Raw genomic sequence first — 15,914 nt, forward strand, 5'->3', positions numbered from 1 at the left:
AGAAGTCGTTTTCGCCGTAGACTCCTCGGGCTGTTCACGGCGCTGAAAGTTCAGGAAATGATGCCACAAAGGAATAACCGGATGGCAGAAAACATTCAACATTCATTGTTCGAAGAGGGGTATCTTGTCCGATCCCTCGGCGCGGTCACGCAGCAGCCCGACGTTGCGCTATCTGAATTGGTCGCGAATAGCTGGGATGCGGGGTCGTCGGTTGTGAAAATCGAAATCCCTGACGAGCTTGGCGGAGTAGTCGCGGTATCCGACGATGGCGTCGGAATTAGTCCGGAGCAATTCCGAAATCGCTGGATGAAACTCGGCTATAACCGCGTCAAGCACCAAGGTGAGTGGGCTGAGTTCCCACCCGAACGTAAAGATTGGAAACGCCGGGCGTACGGCCGCAATGGCATTGGGCGCCACGGCCTTTTGTGCTTTGGACCAGATTACACGGTCGAGACAAAGCACTTTTCTGCGAAGGAAGGTCACAGATTCACTGTTAAGCCGAGCAGCGGAGAATCCGCGTTCGATTTGGTCGGCGATGAACCAATCGCGATCAGTCAACACGGAACGAAGGTGTGGACAACCGCAACGTACAACCTTCCGACCGTCGACAAGCTCCGGGACTCCTTGTCATTGAGCTTTCTTTACGATCCACAGTTCAAAATCTACGTGAATGACACGCCGATCACGCTGGAGGAGTATCCGACGATCGCCAAAGAAGAGGTCCGAGTAGATCCGATGACCGTCGTAACGGTCGAATGCAAGGCCGTCGAAGGTGCGAAGAGGCGGAAGATTTCTCACGGCGTCGCTTTCTGGGTCGGCGGCAGGCTCGTGGGCGAACCTAATTGGGGATTGCATGGCGTGACATTCCTCGACGGTCGAACGTCTGTCGCGAACAAACACCTAATCGTCGTACAATCTGACGATCTCTTTGATGAAGTGCAACAGGATTGGACCGGCTTCAAACGGTCACCGCGGATTGAGCGAATGGCGGAAGCCATACAGAAATACGTCGACTTGCTCGTAAACCGATTAATGGCCGACAAGATCCAGGAGAACAAGGTCCTTGCACTACGCGAGAATCGGGACGAAATCGTGAAGCTGAAGCCACTGGCGCGAATTGAAATTAACGAATTCGTCGAGCAAATGACAACTGAACATCCCTTGCTCAACGTCGATGTCCTCTCCACTGCGGTTAAGGCAGCGGTTAATCTGGAAAAATCCCGTTCGGGAATGGCCCTGCTGGAGAAGTTAGCGACGATCTCGCCGGAAGACGTCGATCTCATCAACAATTTGCTCGATAACTGGACGCTACGCGATGCAATGGCGGTTCTCGACGAATTGGATCGGCGTATATCGGTTATCGAGGCTCTCTCGAAGCTCATGGGCGACCCGAAAGCGGACGAGCTACATTCGATCCACCCACTGGTAACGCAGGCACGGTGGTTATTCGGGCCAGAGTATGACTCGCCCATGTTCAGCTCTAATGTCACGATCCGCCGCGCTGCAGAGAAGGTGTTCAAGAAAGCGATCGATGAGTCCGCAATCGCCCACCCCCGCCAACGCCCCGATCTCATCTTTTTGAAGGATGCAACGGTTTCTCTTGTTGGGACCGAAGAGTTCAGCGAGGATTCCACCATCGTCTCCCTGCAACGACTTCTTCTGATTGAGCTGAAGAAGGGGGACGCGGTCATCAAACTCAAACATCTTCAGCAGGCTCAGAATTACGTCAACGATCTACTAAATTGTCAGCTACTCGATGGAGAGCCCTTCATCCAAGCGTTCGTTGTCGGCGACAAGGTCGATAAGAACCTGCGTCCCATGACCGTTGGAGAAAATCCGACTGCGGCGAGAATCGTTCCATGCAGTTTCGGCCAGCTAGTTCGCACGGCTCAGAACCGACTCTTTCGGCTAAACGAGATTGTTTCTGAACGTTATCGTGGAATTTCCGGGGCCGAGCTTGTGAACCGCGTTTTAGGAGAAGGAAAGCAGCAATCGCTGTTTGAAGGTGACGAGCCGGAGGCCAAACCAAAGAAAAAGCGTGCCCGAAAAAAGGCGTAGCGGCTTTCAGGGCATTTCGACTCCAAGAGGAGCCACTGCTCCAGGAAAAAAGCCCACGTGGCTACGTCGTGCAATTCGTTAAATGAAGTCCGATCAATTTCAGGTGAGTTCACGTTTTTAAGTTTAGGCCCAGGTTCCAACTTTTAGAGCTTGACACCGGCAGAGGGCTGACGAAATTACGAGAGGTGCGAGTTCCATTGCAGCTTTGGGTGTTGCAGCTTTGGGTGTTGCAGCTTTGGGTGTTGCAGCTTTGGGTGTTGCAGCTTTGGGTGTTGCAGCTTTGGGTGTTGCAGCTTTGGGTGTTGCAGCTTTGGGTGTTGCAGCTTTGGGTGTTGCAGCTTTGGGTGTTGCAGCTGGCGACAGAATAGAAAACATTTGCCGCCAATTGACAAAGTGCTAGCATGCGATACACTTGTACACGTTTCACCGAAGCCGCATAGTGCGGTGGCGACCGGCCTCCTAGCTCCGTAATGCTTGGTTTCTAAGACTTCAGTGGCGCTTCTCGCCACACCATAGCGCAGTCCTCCACGCTCGCGAGCCACGCCGTTGCTTGGCTAGTTCCTGACGGGATATCGGTTTGCGCTTCCGAAGCCGCATTTCCAACTCTTGGGGAGTTTTCCATGAACGCAAACGCTCCGGCACATCGGATTCGCACGATCGCGGTCGTCAATGGTTTCCTAGATGGTGCTCGGTTTGAACTGAGCGACCAATTGAATTGCTTCATCGGCGCCCGTGGAACGGGCAAAACCACTGTTCTCGAGTTTGTTCGCTACGCATTGGACCAAGTGTCTGGTCGAAGCGACCAACCCGCCGAACGGCGGCGGCTGGAGTCTCTCGTCGAACGAAATCTAGCCGGCGGCCGGATCGAGGTAACGGTTGAGACCAAAGACGGTCTGTCGTACATCATCAGTCGATCCGCTGGGGAAAGACCGCTAGTTTTGACGGCCGAGCGAGTGCCCACTGAGATTTCAATCAAGTGGGGTAGTGTTTTCCGCGCGGATATCTACAGCCAGAACCAGATCGAAGGCATTGCCGACTGCACAATGTCGCAGCTCGCACTCCTGGACAACTTTGAGGCCGATGAGATTGCCGAAATAGAGATCCGCCTTCAGCAAGTGGTCTCTGCGCTTGCGTCGAACGCGAGTCAGATCATCCCACTACAGGCACAAATTGCTGCGATGTCGGAAGAGCTTGGCACACTCACGGGAGTCGAGGAACGCCTCAAGCAGTTCGCGGAAATCGGTGGTGACGATGCGGAGGAGATTAACCGCGCGCATCGGCTAAAGTCGTGCCGCGACCGAGAGCAGCGAATCGTTACTGATACAACAAGCATGCTGCAAGTTCTCTCCGAAAGGATGAGCAATGCGAGTGACAAGGCAAATGACAGTTATCGTCTACTTTTTAAAGAACTGCTGGCTGTATTTAAGGAGACCGACGACCTTGCACCGAATACGGCGATCATCGATGAGATGGTTGACGAGGCGTGTCAATGTGTAGAGCAGATTTCACTACAGGCTTCTCACATCAAACACAAGATTGAGGCAGTGCAACTTTCAATCGCGGAGTTTGGGCGGCAGTTGGTAACAGCACATGGACAGCAAGAGATGGAATTCCGGGTGCTGATTGAGAAACACAAAGAAGCACAAGGCCAGGTCGCTGAGCGATCACAACTTGAACGACGTCGCAATGATCTCTTGGTGAAAAGCCGCCAGCGGCAACAGCTCACAGAACAATTGATCGCCTTGGAACGTGAACGCGATGCATTGCTCGTACGATTGTCGGAACTCCGAGACGAGCGCTTTGCGATACGCGTTCAAGTCGTGCAGCGTATCAACAAGCATCTTTTACCATCGATTCGCGTCAGTATCTCGCAGTTTGGCAATACCGAGCTGTACCAGAAGAAGGTCGAGGAGGCGTTGAAAGGAGCTCGGCTCAAATCCGGAATCGTTGCGCAAAAGCTAGTCGACGCGTTTTGTCCTGCGGAGCTGGTATCTGCACTACGCCGATGCGATGCAGGCACCTTGATCGACAAAGCTACTGTGAACCCTGAGCAGGCGGACAAGGTCGTCACCGCGCTTGGCAACTTGCCTCTCCTATTCGAACTGGAGGCCGTCGAACTCTCCGACTTGCCTCGCATTGAACTAAAGGATGGCGCAACGTACAAGGATTCGCTGTCCCTATCAACCGGCCAGAAGTGTACGACGATTTTGCCAATCCTATTGCTCGACAGCGACAATCCTCTGCTGATCGATCAGCCTGAAGACAACCTGGATAACCGATTCATCTACGAAGCCGTGGTAGAGAGCATTCGTAAGGTCAAGTGTCGCCGCCAATTAATCCTGAACACCCATAACCCCAACATTCCGGTTCTGGGTAATGCGGAACGAGTATTTGTGCTCGAGTCAGATGGGACGAGTGCGCGCATGGCAAATGAGGGAACAGTCGATCAGTGCAAGACTGAGATCGTCACGCTACTGGAGGGTGGTGAAGATGCATTCAAAGCTCGGAAGCGCCGATATGCCTACTAATTCGACTGTGAATATTAGTGAACTTACCTTTCGCGAGGCTTTGTCGCTACTGAAACAAAAGGGAGACTTGCTTCCTTGGCCGCAACGTCGTGACCTCGTTCACCTCTTGCGCGACGCGTTTGCAGCCGGTACTGCGAATCAGGACGCCGTTGCACTCGTTCATTTTCTGGTCGCGGACCCCAAGTGGGAGGTTCGTGCTGCTCTTGCCGATATTCTTCCGTTCGTGCCTACCGGAGTGTTCGACCGGATTGCGGCGCAATTTGCCGCGGACACCAATAACTACGTGCGTGGGTCCTTCGAGCGAGCAAGCGGCCGTCGCACGAAGGATGACCGTGCCATAGGGAAGACCCGTAGATCAGCCGACCAAGTCAGTCAACATCTGCGGGCGATTGAATCCTCTCACGGAAAGCCGGCGGCTACGAAAGCTCTTCGCCTGGCGGAGCGATACTGCGAACTGTTGGTCGGTTCAATGATCCACGACATCCGTAGCATTCTCACGCATCTTACGTGCAACTGCCGCACTTTAATGCGGGAGGCAAACTCCACTGCCAAAGCAAAGCGAACAATAAACCAAGTCCGTAACGATCTGAATTTTCTTGAATCGACGATCAAAGACATGGGCATTTTCGCCCAACCAATTCCTCTTGAGCGGCGGCCGGAACGGCTAGCTGCAGTCGTCGCCGATGCATTCGGCATGGCATGTGAAAACTTGCGAAAGTCGAAGTTTGATCCCGATTCAGTCGAGGTCGATTTCCAAGTGCCCCAATCGATTGTGGTTGAAATGGCGCGCCATCAAATCGTAATCGCGGTCGCAAATGTCGTGACGAATGCCTTCGAGTCATTTGCAGTTGGCACTGAACTTCGAGCAGGACGAATTGAAATCGCTGCAGCTCTGGTAGGCGACCGGGTACGAATTGTCACCCGCGATAATGGTCAAGGAATGTCGGAGGAAGAAATCCACGCGCCGTTACTACTTACTCCGGGCCGCCGTAACAAATCGAAGCGAGAAAGCACCGGTTACGGTCTCCCGATCGTGGCTCGGAATCTGGCGGCCCATGGTGGTACGGTGGAGTTTGAGAGTCAGGAACACGTGGGAACTACCGTCACATTGACATTGCCACTCGTCAGTCGTTAACTGCGGTCGCAGCATGAACATCAAGGTAAATGCACTGATCGTCGACGACGACGAACGAATTAGCGATTCAGTCGCAGATACTCTCGCTTCGCTCGGCCACGCTTTTGACATCGCGACGAACCAGCATGATGCCCAATGGCTGCTCGAGCGGAATCTTTACGACTACGTCCTGCTCGATCTGCAAATCCCGGCGAAACCCAACCGCGGTGGCGCCCATACGGAATTTGGAAGCAATTTGCTGCGCTACATTCAGCACCTAAAAGGAAATGGCCAACTTCCTGTGATCGTGATGACCGGATACAGCGCGGATTGCCTCGACCTGAGTACCGAGTTGTTGGCCAATGGCGCCAGAGAATTTATCGCCAAGCCGTTCCCGAACAAAGGGCGAACGCTTGCTTGCGTCATTCGGAAGGTTTTGGGAAATCCTACTGCACCGCGCACGGAATCGGCGTTGACGAGGCAATTTCCTGGCGCTGAGATGGTCTTCTTCACTGATCGCGTTGAGATCTGTGGGGCCTCAATTTGTACTAGAAAACCATCGGCGACACGGTGGATAATTCTCAATGCTCTAAGGGAACGCCATCTGAACGGAACGTACATGTCATTGACGGGCCAAGAACTCGCGAAAACAGCTCAGATCAAAGAGTCTAGTGTTGCGGGAGCGATTCGAGGACTTCGCACGAACATCAGCCAGGTTCTTTCAAATCAGAATATCACATCCGATGGATCCGACGTCATTCACAATCGCGGGGCCGGGTACCAGTTCGGACCCAGGGTCCGTGTCATTGACGGCGAATCATCTGTCCTGGGCGCGATCATGGACAATGTTCCCGGGCGAGATGTCCACAATAGAACTGTCCATGATGTCCATAATCCGCGTGTCCATGATGTCCATGATGTGCCTATTCCCGGTGTCCACAATCGGGCTGTCTATGATTCGACAACGGATGTGCTGCGCGACGCCGATGACGACGTTCGCATCGAGTGGATTTTGCAGCAAATCCAGATGGGGCGTCGGCTCAAAGGCCCCGACATTGTCGAACGGTTTGGCTGCTCCAGCAAAACTGCATATCGGCTTCTGAAATCTCTTCGAGAGCGAGGGGAAATTCAGTTCGTCGGCTCACCTCGAGTCGGTTTTTACGAGCGCAGCGAGGAGAGATAGGGTGACGGACGCTCATGCTGAAAGTTGAATAACTCGTTGCGTCACAACGGTTTCGGCACTTGGGGAAAGCGCCGCATCGACAATTGCAGCGATCAGCGGTTCAAACGAAGGGCAGTCACCCCGACTTTTCCCCAAATTAAGCCCTTCGACGAATATGTCGAGGGGCTTTTTTATTGTGCGGACTAGAGTTACGCTCGCTTGAGGACTGTTCCGCCAGGTTCAGTCAAACGGCATTCTGGGCGCAGATCCCCAGGTCAGCTGAAGATCAAAGGCTGAATCTCAGCAAATATGTTGATAGCGAAAGAGAAGCACAAACATGAACCTGCCAAACCGAACACTCTTCCACATCGTGCTGGCCGGCGCGGTTTCTCTTTCCTTCTTCGCTGGCTGTGCGAAGAAAAACGATCCCATCTCCGCCGCCGCTGAAGCCGACAAGAAAGCGGGGATCGCTGTGCCCGGCATCGCAGAAACCAAGGCCATTGCCGAGGAAGCGTTCATCTATGGACTGCCGCTGGTGATGAACTATGCGGTAATGCAAGAGTTCGCCGTGGACAAGAACTCGGGGCAGTTCAAAGCGAGCTTCAACGAGTTGCAGAACGAGCACCATGTCGCCACTCCCGCCGACACGGCAGTCATCACGCCGAACAGCGACACGCCGTATTCCATCTGCTGGATGGATCTACGGGCCGAGCCGATGGTGGTCTCGGTCCCGGCGGTGGAAAAAGAGCGCTACTACGCCGTGCAACTCATCGACGGCAACACCTACAACTATGGCTACATCGGCAGCCGTGCGACTGGCCCCGATGCTGGTGACTACCTTATCGTCGGCCCCGATTGGAAAGGCGAGAAGCCCGAGGGAATCAAGCAGGTCTTTTCTTCCACTACGCCGTTTGCGTTCACGCTGTTCCGCACCCAACTCTTCAATGCCGAAGATATGCCGAACGTGGAGAAAGTGCAGGCCGGTTACAAGGTGCAACCGCTGTCGGCCTTCCTCAAACAACCAGCCCCGCCCGCCGCACCGAAAATCGATTTCCTCCCGGCCACCACGGCCGGGATTAAGACGAACTTCTACGAGTATCTCGACGCCGCGCTGCAGTTCGTGCCCGAAACGCCCGCCGACAAGGACATCCGCGCAAAGCTCGCGACGATCGGCATCGGTCCGGGCAAGACGTTCGACTTCAAGGACCTCTCGCTCGAACACAAGGCCGCCGTCATGTTCGGAATGAAGGAGGGAGACAACAAGGTCGACAAGTTCCTCAGCGGTGGCATGAAGCACATCAACGGCTGGAATGTGGGAGCCATTTTTGGTGACGCTAACTTTTACAAGGGCGATTGGCTCAAGCGTGCCGGAGCGTCGAAGGGCGGGCTTTACGGGAACGATGCCATTGAAGCCGTTTATCCCTACACGCGCGTGGACGCCACAGGGGAAACGCTCGATGGCAGCAAGCACAACTACACGATCACGTTCCCCGCCGGGCAGCTTCCGCCAGTGAACGCCTTCTGGTCGGTGACGATGTACGATGGCAAGAGTCAGCTGTTGATTAAGAATCCGATCAATCGTTACCTCATCAACTCGCCGATGCTGCCAGAGCTGAAGAAGAACGAGGACGGCTCGCTCACGCTGTATATCCAGAAAGACAGTCCCGGCGCCGACAAGGAAAGCAACTGGCTTCCCGCCCCCAACGACACCATTTACCTCGTCATGCGTCTCTACTGGCCGAAGACGGAGGCGCCATCGATCCTCCCGGCTGGCGAAGGCTCGTGGCAGCCACCCGGTATCCAGCAAGTGAAGTAGGTGAACAGCACCGGCCAGCTTAACGTGGCAGCCACTTCCGCGAGAACTTCGAAGGGCTTTATTATTGGACAGACAAGACTTGCATCTTCGTGTGCTGGTACTGCCGACGTCTCTAATGTCGAGTTGCTGAACCGGTCGTGGGTGTCGTCCCGACTCGCCGCGCGGCGACTGCTGAGGGATAATCGCTGGACATCCCTGCCTGCCTGGAGTGTTGAGTTCTATGTCCAACGACGTCCGGCGATTGCTCGGCACCTCGGCTGCGGATCGCACCGCGGCGGCCGGCTTGCTTCCACTTGTCTATGACGAGTTGCGGAAGCTGCGCCATCTTGAACAGTGCTAGTTCGCGCGGCTAACGATCGAGCAAGCTGCGGCGGAGATCAAGTCTTCGATGCCGACCGCCAATGGGCCCAGGCCTAGCTTTATCAAGGAAGACACGCCGAAAAACCTGGCAGACATGAGGGCTGCCAGGTTGAGATTTTTGATAACTATCGACTACAACCAAAACGTCGTGCGCGTACTGTTTACGGGAATGAGAGCACCGTTCGCGGGGCAACAAACACGTTGAATGGGCTATTGGTCAGGGTATCGGTACCTGAGCCGCCGTTCGCAATCAAACGAGCGAACGTGACAAAGTCGTTGGCGTCGAGGCCGGCGGCCAACTCGTCGTTCCCTGCGCCCAAGTCGATGCTGAGCGTACTGTCGAAGCGGGTGCTAATCCCGTCATCAAAGGCCCGTTCCAACAGGACGCGGTCGTTGCCACCGCCGGTTGAAATCGTCATCACGCTGCGGAAGCGCGAGTTATCGAGTTGGAGCAGGTCCGTGCCATTGCCTGTGGTCACCACGGTGGCGCCACGCACATCCAAACCGGCGCAATTGAACGTCGTGTCTCCCTGCGACGTGATGGTTAAGCTCGAACGAACGATCGTCGCGCCGAGCAAGTTGTCCATGTACACGGCATTGGTGCCGGCTCCCAGCGCCAGCGTAACCGCCAGCGTATCGAATTCTTCTACCTCGAGTTGGAAGGTATCGCTCCCTGTGCCACCGACGTACGTAACGGCGCCAGTCACTGCCACTTCATCGGGACCAATCCACAGCAGATTCTGCCCATTGCCGAGCGAGGCAGTGATCGAACCCTTAATCGTATAGTCGCCGGTGAAGACACCAACGTAGTTGCTGTCGGCACCAGTGCCGCCGAGTAGGGAAATGCCGCCGTTCACGACGGCCGTCTGCGCCTGCAGATAGAACTGGTTGTCGCCATTGGCGCTACTCACGCTGAGCAAGCCCGTGGTGACCGTGGCGGTTTCGGTGCCGATCTGGACATTATCGGCGAGTCCTCCGCCTGCGACGCTGGTTGTCCCCAGCACCACCGTATTCACGGCGCCCAGGAAAGTATTATTTAACCCCTCACCATTCGAGATGACGACCGTGCCGGGCACGCGGAAGCTGGTTTCCGCGAGATCAACCGCAATCACATCGTCTCCCGCTGCCATCGTCGCGGCCAGGCTGCCGAACGAATTCGTGCCGCTGTTCCCTTCGCCGAATAACAGTTGATCGTGCCCGTTGCCGCCGTTGAATCGCAGCAGGCCTTTGACGTCAGTCAGCACGAAAGTGGCTTTGTCGTCGCCGTTGCCCATCTCCATGAAGATGTTCTGAATGTTGCGGGCGGTAAACTCACCACCGACAACGCCATTTACCTTGGTGAGATTCGCACCTTGCACTTCAACCGTGCCCGCGGTCACTCCCTCAATCCGCACCTCATTCGCGAGGTTGTCGCCCGTAACATAGAGATTAGCTCCCGCGACATAGGCCACCACGTTGCCGGCGAGATTCAGGCGGCTTTCGAGCGATTCGCCGCGAGGCCGGTAATTGCACCGGGTACCCGTAGATTCAATACGAGAACGACGAGCCTTGCGGTTTCGACGAGTGCTGTGGGGAAAAAATGAATGGACCCAAGAGCGCAGGGACATCGGCAGGTTCCTCGATGGTGATAGTGAGTTCGTTTGTGCGAGACGAGCAGCGAGGCGAACAGAACGCCGGCTGACCTCGACAACCCCCAATGCGAAAAATAAGGCGAAAACGTCTCACCAAAAATCAACCATTTGTCATTTCAAGTAAGCAAACCGTCGAGAAAAACCGGCCAGAAGTTTCTGCTGACAACTCGCTTGGCAGAGACGGCTGAATGATAATGCCTGGTCCAAGGAGCGATTGCAGACGAACCACCAATCTCACCCCTCCCTGCCCGGAGTGTTAAGTTCTATGTCCGATGACGTTCGGCGATTGCTCGCCGCCTCTGCCGCAGATCGCTCTGCCGCGGCCGGCTTACTTCCGCTTGTCTATGATGAGTTACGGAAGCTGGCGCAGCACAAAATGGCCCAGGAGAAAAGCGACCATACGCTCAATGCCACGGCGCTCGTCCATGAAGCCTATTTGCGATTGGTAGGGGACGGTGATGAGAATCGCTGGGACAACCAGGGGCATTTCTTTGCCGCCGCCGCCGAGGCCATGCGCCGCATTCTCGTGGAAGCAGCGCGGCGGAAGCAGGCCGAGAAGCATGGCGGCGGCTGGGTTCGCGTGGAACTGGAAAACGCCGAGCAGGCCGCCGGAACGACCGAACACTTGGTGGCGCTCGACGAAGCACTCAGCCGACTAGCGCTCGATGAGCCCGAGGTGGCTGCCATCGTTGAATTGCGCTACTTCGCCGGGCTGACGATCGAACAAGCGGCAGCCGCCGCCAAGATCTCGAAGAGTACCGCCAATCGCCATTGGGCGTACGGCAAAGCGTGGCTTTATCAAGAGTTGGGGCCTGCCCCCTGAGCGATTGAGAGGTCTAAAAATGGCTGCACCCCATGTCAAAGCGGTTTTCGATCGGGCCAGCGAAATTAAATCGCCTGCCGATCGGGAAGCGTACCTGGCCGCAACCTGTGCGAATCACCCCGACGTGCGGCAGCGAGTCGAGGCGCTGCTCCACGCTGCGGCCGACGCCGGCAGCTTTCTTGAAGTTCCCCTTGCGGCCGTGGTGCAGGCGACTGCCGAGTTCACCCCAAGCTCGGAAGTGACGCGCAGCTTGGCGCGTCAAGGCGAAAGCCTCGACGAGGTCATTGCCGGCAAATACAAGTTGCTGAAGATGATCGGTGAAGGCGGGATGGGCTCAGTTTACCGGGCTCAGCAAACCGAACCGGTGAAGCGCGAAGTCGCCGTTAAGGTCATCAAGACCGGCATGGACTCGAAGGGGGTGCTCGCCCGCTTTGATGCCGAACGCCAAGCGATTGCGGTCATGGATCATCCCCATATCGCCCGCCTGTTCGACGCTGGCTCGACCGACAAAGGCCAGCCTTTCTTTGTGATGGAACTTGTGAAAGGGCTCCCCCTCACGGAATACTGCGATCAGCACAAGCTCTCGGTTGCCGAACGGCTCCAGCTGTTTCTACAGATTTGTTCGGCCGTCCAGCACGCGCATCAGAAGGGGATCATTCACCGCGACTTAAAACCGTCGAACATCCTGGTCGAAACGCAAGACGGCCGGGCAGTCCCCAAAGTGATCGACTTCGGCTTGGCTAAGGCAACCTCCGGTTTGCCGCTGGCTGAGGGGGCGATGCTGACCCTGTTTGGCAACGTGATGGGTACTCCCAATTACATGGCCCCTGAACAGGCCTCGTTCGAAGCGCTCGATGTCGATACGCGCGCTGATATCTACTCGCTGGGCGTGATTCTGTACGAACTGCTCACGGGTTCCACGCCGCTGTCGCGAGCCACGATGAAGAAGGCCGCGGTCGAGGAAATGCTCAAGCTGATCCGCGAACAGGTGACACCGAAGCCCAGCAGCCGCCTGCTCGACAAGGTATCGAGCAGTGAGATTGCCGCTCGGCGGAGCATTGATGCAGTCCACTTAGCCAGGATCGTGCGCGGCGACCTCGACTGGATCGTCCTCAAAGCCCTGGAGAAGAATCGATCGCGGCGATACGCAACCGCGGGCGATCTCGCCGCGGATATCCTGCGGCACTTGCAGCACGAGCCGGTCATTGCGCGGCCCCCTAGCAACTGGTATCGCTTGCAAAAAGTCTGGCAGCGGAACAAGCTTGCCGCCGTCACAATCTTTGCCGTCGCAGCCTCGCTGATTCTGGGCTTGGCGATCAGCCTGTGGCAGGCCACACGCGCGACCATCGCCGAACGGCGAGCCGTCGCTGCCCTCAACGAACTTCGCGAAACGGCTCCCGCCTTTGCCGAGCAAGCGCGGGCTCTGGCGGCACAGGAGAAATTCAGCGAAGCGGTCGCCAAACTCGATTACGCGATCAAGCTGCGCCCTGATGCGTCCGAGTATCTCATCAGCAAAGGTGATCTGTTGCAAAGTCAGTTGCAACTGGACGCAGCTTCCAGGCAGTATCGCACTGCGCTCGGACTCGATCCCAAATCGATGCGCGCTATGGAGTCTGCCAGAATCTGCGACGAACTCCTCGCAGCCAAACCGACTGCCGCGGGCAAGCTAACCAACGAAAGTCTGGCCAAACTGCGCGCCCTCATGCAACAGCAGCAGCGCTCGGCGGCCGAGCTTATGCCTGTGGCTCGCTTGCTCGACAACGAGCAAGACCTGCTGGTGGAGTATTGGCTCAAGCGGCTCGCCGATTTGCCGGTGGCCGGCGAGCGCCCACTGCGCGATCGCCTGAAGTCCTGGCCCGACGGCCGGCTGTCGCTCGACCTGAGCAATTCTCAGCTGACCGACCTTTCTCCTCTGGCCGGCGCGCCACTGGGGCTGCTCGATTTGTCCGAAGCCCAGACGCGGGGGCAACTGCGCGATATCAGCCCGCTCCGCGGCATGGAACTGAAAGAACTGAACCTGAACAATACCAGCGTGGCCGACCTAAGTCCGCTGCGGGATATGCGCTCGCTGAACAAACTAGGCATCGCCCAAACCAAAGTTACAAGCCTGGCCGATCTCGCCGGCCTGCAGCTGAACACCTTGTATCTTAAGGGCTGTGCGATCAGTGACCTGTCGCCGCTGCGCGGCATGCAGTTGGAGACTTTGGAACTGTATGGTTCGCGCGTGACCGATCTCACACCGCTCGCGGGGCTGCCGATCAAGGATCTCGATCTGTCATTGACGGGCATCATCGATTTTTCTCCCGTCGCTCATCTGCCACAACTGGAGCATTGCAAGCTGCAGCGCAACCGCATTCGCGATCTATCGGTCTTCAGCGGCTTGAAATTGAAAACGCTGGCGCTGTGGAAATGCGCCGACGCGCGCAATTATCGGGCCTTGCAGAACATCAAAACGCTCGAGACGTTGCTCCTGCCCTACGAGTATCGCAACCTGCCGATCGAGGATTATGAAGCCATCGGCGAACTGCGCCAGCATCCCAACTTGAAACGAATGGACGCCGAAGTCTCGGCCAACATGACGCTCGACGAACTGGGCCCGAAGGAGGAATTCTGGAAGGACTGGGACCGCGAGAAAGACTTCATCCTCCCCCTGCGCAAAACGGGGGTTCCGTTTACCTGCGCCAAGCTTCCTTCTGGTAATTATCTGCTACAGATCACTGATGGCGCGCTTGGCGATCTTTCGATGCTCAAGGGAGCACCCATCGGAGAGTTGCACCTCGCCAGCGGGTTGGTGAGCGACTTGTCGCCGCTCGCGGGCATGCCGCTCGAACGGCTGTTTGTGGCTGGGGAATTTACTGACCTGAGCCCGCTCCGCGGCATGTCGCTCAAGACTTTGGAATTGGCGAGCAACAAGGTCGTCGATTTCTCGCCGCTGGCAGAACTGCCGCTGCGCGAGCTCTTTCTGCAGTACTGCATCAATGCCAGCGATGTCGCGCCGCTGGCGAAAATTGCCTCGCTCGAATTGCTCACGCTCCCTCCCAAAGCGTTGAATTTTGACGTCTTGCAATCTCATCCCAAGCTCACCCGCATCGGCTATGAGTTCGGGGGCGTCCTCACGCCCAAGACCACTAGGGCGGAATTCTGGCAGCTCTACGGCCCGGACAGCTGGCTCGGCCGGCTCCGCAAATCTGGCATGATGATCCACGCGCTGCAATGGAATTTTGGTGAGAACTGGCACATTGATGTGTCGAATCAACCTCTGACGGATCTCTCGATCCTTAAGGACGCGCCTCTCATCAGCCTGGGAATCGACGGGACTGCAGTCACTGACTTGTCGCCACTGCGCGGCTTCAAACTCAAACACCTTTACGCTCGCAACACACCGCTCAAAGACCTCAGCCCGCTTGCCGACATGCCTCTCGAAACGCTCTGGCTGAGCGGCTCGCAAGTCGACGACCTGTCTAGCTTGCGCGAGTTGCGGCTGAAGAATCTGTATTTGAACAAGACTCAGGTCAGCGACCTGTCGCCGCTTAGCGGCATGCCGTTGCAATTCCTGGAAATCGGCTACACGGCGGTCACCGACCTGACGCCGCTCCAAGGCCTGCCACTTGTCGACCTGGGGCTCAATGGCACCAAGATTACCGACCTCTCGCCTCTCACCGGCTCGCCGCTTACACGCCTCCGCTTGAACGGTTGTCAGAGCGTGACCGATGTCTCGCCGCTCCAGCAAATCAAAGGGCTCGTCAACTTGACGCTGCCCCCCAAAGCCCGCGACTTCGAGTTCCTGCGAACTCGCCCGAACCTCGCCCGCATCGCCTTCGCGGAAGATCCTGCTACGGGTTTCAAACCGATTACCACCGCGGCAGAATTCTGGAAGGAATACGACTCGCAAGGTTGGCTCCGCGGCTTGCGCGAACAAGGTTTTTTGCGCAGCAGCAAACAACTGCCGGACGGCACTTGGCAGCTTAACTTCGACAGCAGCCAGCTCGTCGATCTCACCCCCCTCACCGATCAGCCCATCAGCGAACTCAGCCTTGGCGCAACGCCGGTCACCGATCTCACTCCGCTACGAGGCCTGCCGTTGAAGTCGCTGGACCTGAAGAACAGCAAAGTGACCGACCTAGCCCCGCTAAAAGAGCTGAAGCTCGAAGCTCTTAGCCTGCGCGGAACCAAAGTGACTGACTTGTCGCCGCTGCGCGGTCTCCCTTTAAAAACGCTCTGGCTGAGCAACTGCAAGGAACTCACCGAACTTTCGCCCCTGGCCAATTGCCAGGAGCTCACGGCGATCACCCTGCCACCGAAGGCGAAAGACCTCGATTTTCTTCGCAAGCTCCCCAAGCTCGAACGGCTCAGCTTTCGTGAAGACACGAAGGCCGGCAACCGCCCCACTCAGACGGCTGCCGAGTTCTGGCGAGACTAACA

At 56.5% G+C, this 15,914-nt stretch carries 9 protein-coding genes; 8 read left to right on the forward strand and 1 reads right to left on the reverse strand.

Annotated elements, in window-relative coordinates; genetic code table 11:
• The first annotated feature begins 81 nt into the window (after positions 1-81).
• The 6 genes from NA78x_RS20575 to NA78x_RS20600 all read left to right on the forward strand — a co-directional run bounded on the left by NA78x_RS20575 (position 82) and on the right by NA78x_RS20600 (position 8,678).
• Positions 82-2,058 (forward strand): ATP-binding protein, encoded by a 1,977-nt coding sequence (locus NA78x_RS20575; RefSeq protein ID WP_425614253.1) that lies wholly within the window; start codon positions 82-84, stop codon positions 2,056-2,058.
• 205 nt (positions 2,059-2,263) lie between these two features.
• On the forward strand, positions 2,264-2,458 hold the full coding sequence (locus NA78x_RS20580; RefSeq protein ID WP_425614254.1) for a hypothetical protein: 195 nt from the start codon (positions 2,264-2,266) through the stop codon (positions 2,456-2,458).
• Between the two features lie 220 nt (positions 2,459-2,678).
• Complete coding sequence (locus NA78x_RS20585) at positions 2,679-4,586, forward strand: AAA family ATPase (protein WP_425614255.1); 1,908 nt, start codon at positions 2,679-2,681, stop codon at positions 4,584-4,586.
• Positions 4,576-5,721 (forward strand): sensor histidine kinase, encoded by a 1,146-nt coding sequence (locus NA78x_RS20590; protein ID WP_425614256.1) that lies wholly within the window; start codon positions 4,576-4,578, stop codon positions 5,719-5,721. Before NA78x_RS20585 ends, NA78x_RS20590 begins: the two co-directional genes overlap by 11 nt.
• Positions 5,722-5,734: 13 nt before the next feature.
• Positions 5,735-6,883 carry a response regulator gene (locus NA78x_RS20595; protein ID WP_425614257.1) on the forward strand — a complete coding sequence of 383 codons (1,149 nt, stop codon included), beginning with the start codon at positions 5,735-5,737 and terminating at the stop codon, positions 6,881-6,883.
• A gap of 316 nt (positions 6,884-7,199) precedes the next feature.
• Positions 7,200-8,678 (forward strand): DUF1254 domain-containing protein, encoded by a 1,479-nt coding sequence (locus tag NA78x_RS20600; RefSeq protein WP_425614258.1) that lies wholly within the window; start codon positions 7,200-7,202, stop codon positions 8,676-8,678.
• 521 nt (positions 8,679-9,199) lie between these two features.
• On the opposite strand, the gene NA78x_RS20605 is transcribed toward NA78x_RS20600, so the two are convergent.
• Positions 9,200-10,645 carry a hypothetical protein gene (locus NA78x_RS20605; protein ID WP_425614259.1) on the reverse strand — a complete coding sequence of 482 codons (1,446 nt, stop codon included), beginning with the start codon at positions 10,643-10,645 and terminating at the stop codon, positions 9,200-9,202.
• Positions 10,646-10,934: 289 nt separating this feature from the next.
• Between NA78x_RS20605 and NA78x_RS20610 the strand changes: the two genes are divergently transcribed.
• Both NA78x_RS20610 and NA78x_RS20615 read left to right on the forward strand, forming a co-directional pair.
• On the forward strand, positions 10,935-11,492 hold the full coding sequence (locus NA78x_RS20610; protein ID WP_425614260.1) for an ECF-type sigma factor: 558 nt from the start codon (positions 10,935-10,937) through the stop codon (positions 11,490-11,492).
• Between the two features lie 19 nt (positions 11,493-11,511).
• Entirely contained in the window at positions 11,512-15,912 is a 4,401-nt protein-coding gene (locus tag NA78x_RS20615) for a protein kinase domain-containing protein (RefSeq protein ID WP_425614261.1), read from the forward strand.
• The last annotated feature ends 2 nt before the right edge of the window (positions 15,913-15,914 follow it).

Source organism: Anatilimnocola aquadivae, assembly GCF_049819085.1.
Lineage (GTDB): Bacteria > Planctomycetota > Planctomycetia > Pirellulales > Pirellulaceae > Anatilimnocola.

Coding starts and splice junctions, on each gene's coding strand:
- NA78x_RS20605 (WP_425614259.1), bottom strand. CDS start 10,645: ATGTCCCTGCGCTCTTGGGTCCATTCATTTTTTCCCCACAGCACTCGT.
- NA78x_RS20585 (WP_425614255.1), top strand. CDS start 2,679: ATGAACGCAAACGCTCCGGCACATCGGATTCGCACGATCGCGGTCGTC.
- NA78x_RS20595 (WP_425614257.1), top strand. CDS start 5,735: ATGAACATCAAGGTAAATGCACTGATCGTCGACGACGACGAACGAATT.
- NA78x_RS20575 (WP_425614253.1), top strand. CDS start 82: ATGGCAGAAAACATTCAACATTCATTGTTCGAAGAGGGGTATCTTGTC.
- NA78x_RS20610 (WP_425614260.1), top strand. CDS start 10,935: ATGTCCGATGACGTTCGGCGATTGCTCGCCGCCTCTGCCGCAGATCGC.
- NA78x_RS20590 (WP_425614256.1), top strand. CDS start 4,576: ATGCCTACTAATTCGACTGTGAATATTAGTGAACTTACCTTTCGCGAG.
- NA78x_RS20600 (WP_425614258.1), top strand. CDS start 7,200: ATGAACCTGCCAAACCGAACACTCTTCCACATCGTGCTGGCCGGCGCG.
- NA78x_RS20615 (WP_425614261.1), top strand. CDS start 11,512: ATGGCTGCACCCCATGTCAAAGCGGTTTTCGATCGGGCCAGCGAAATT.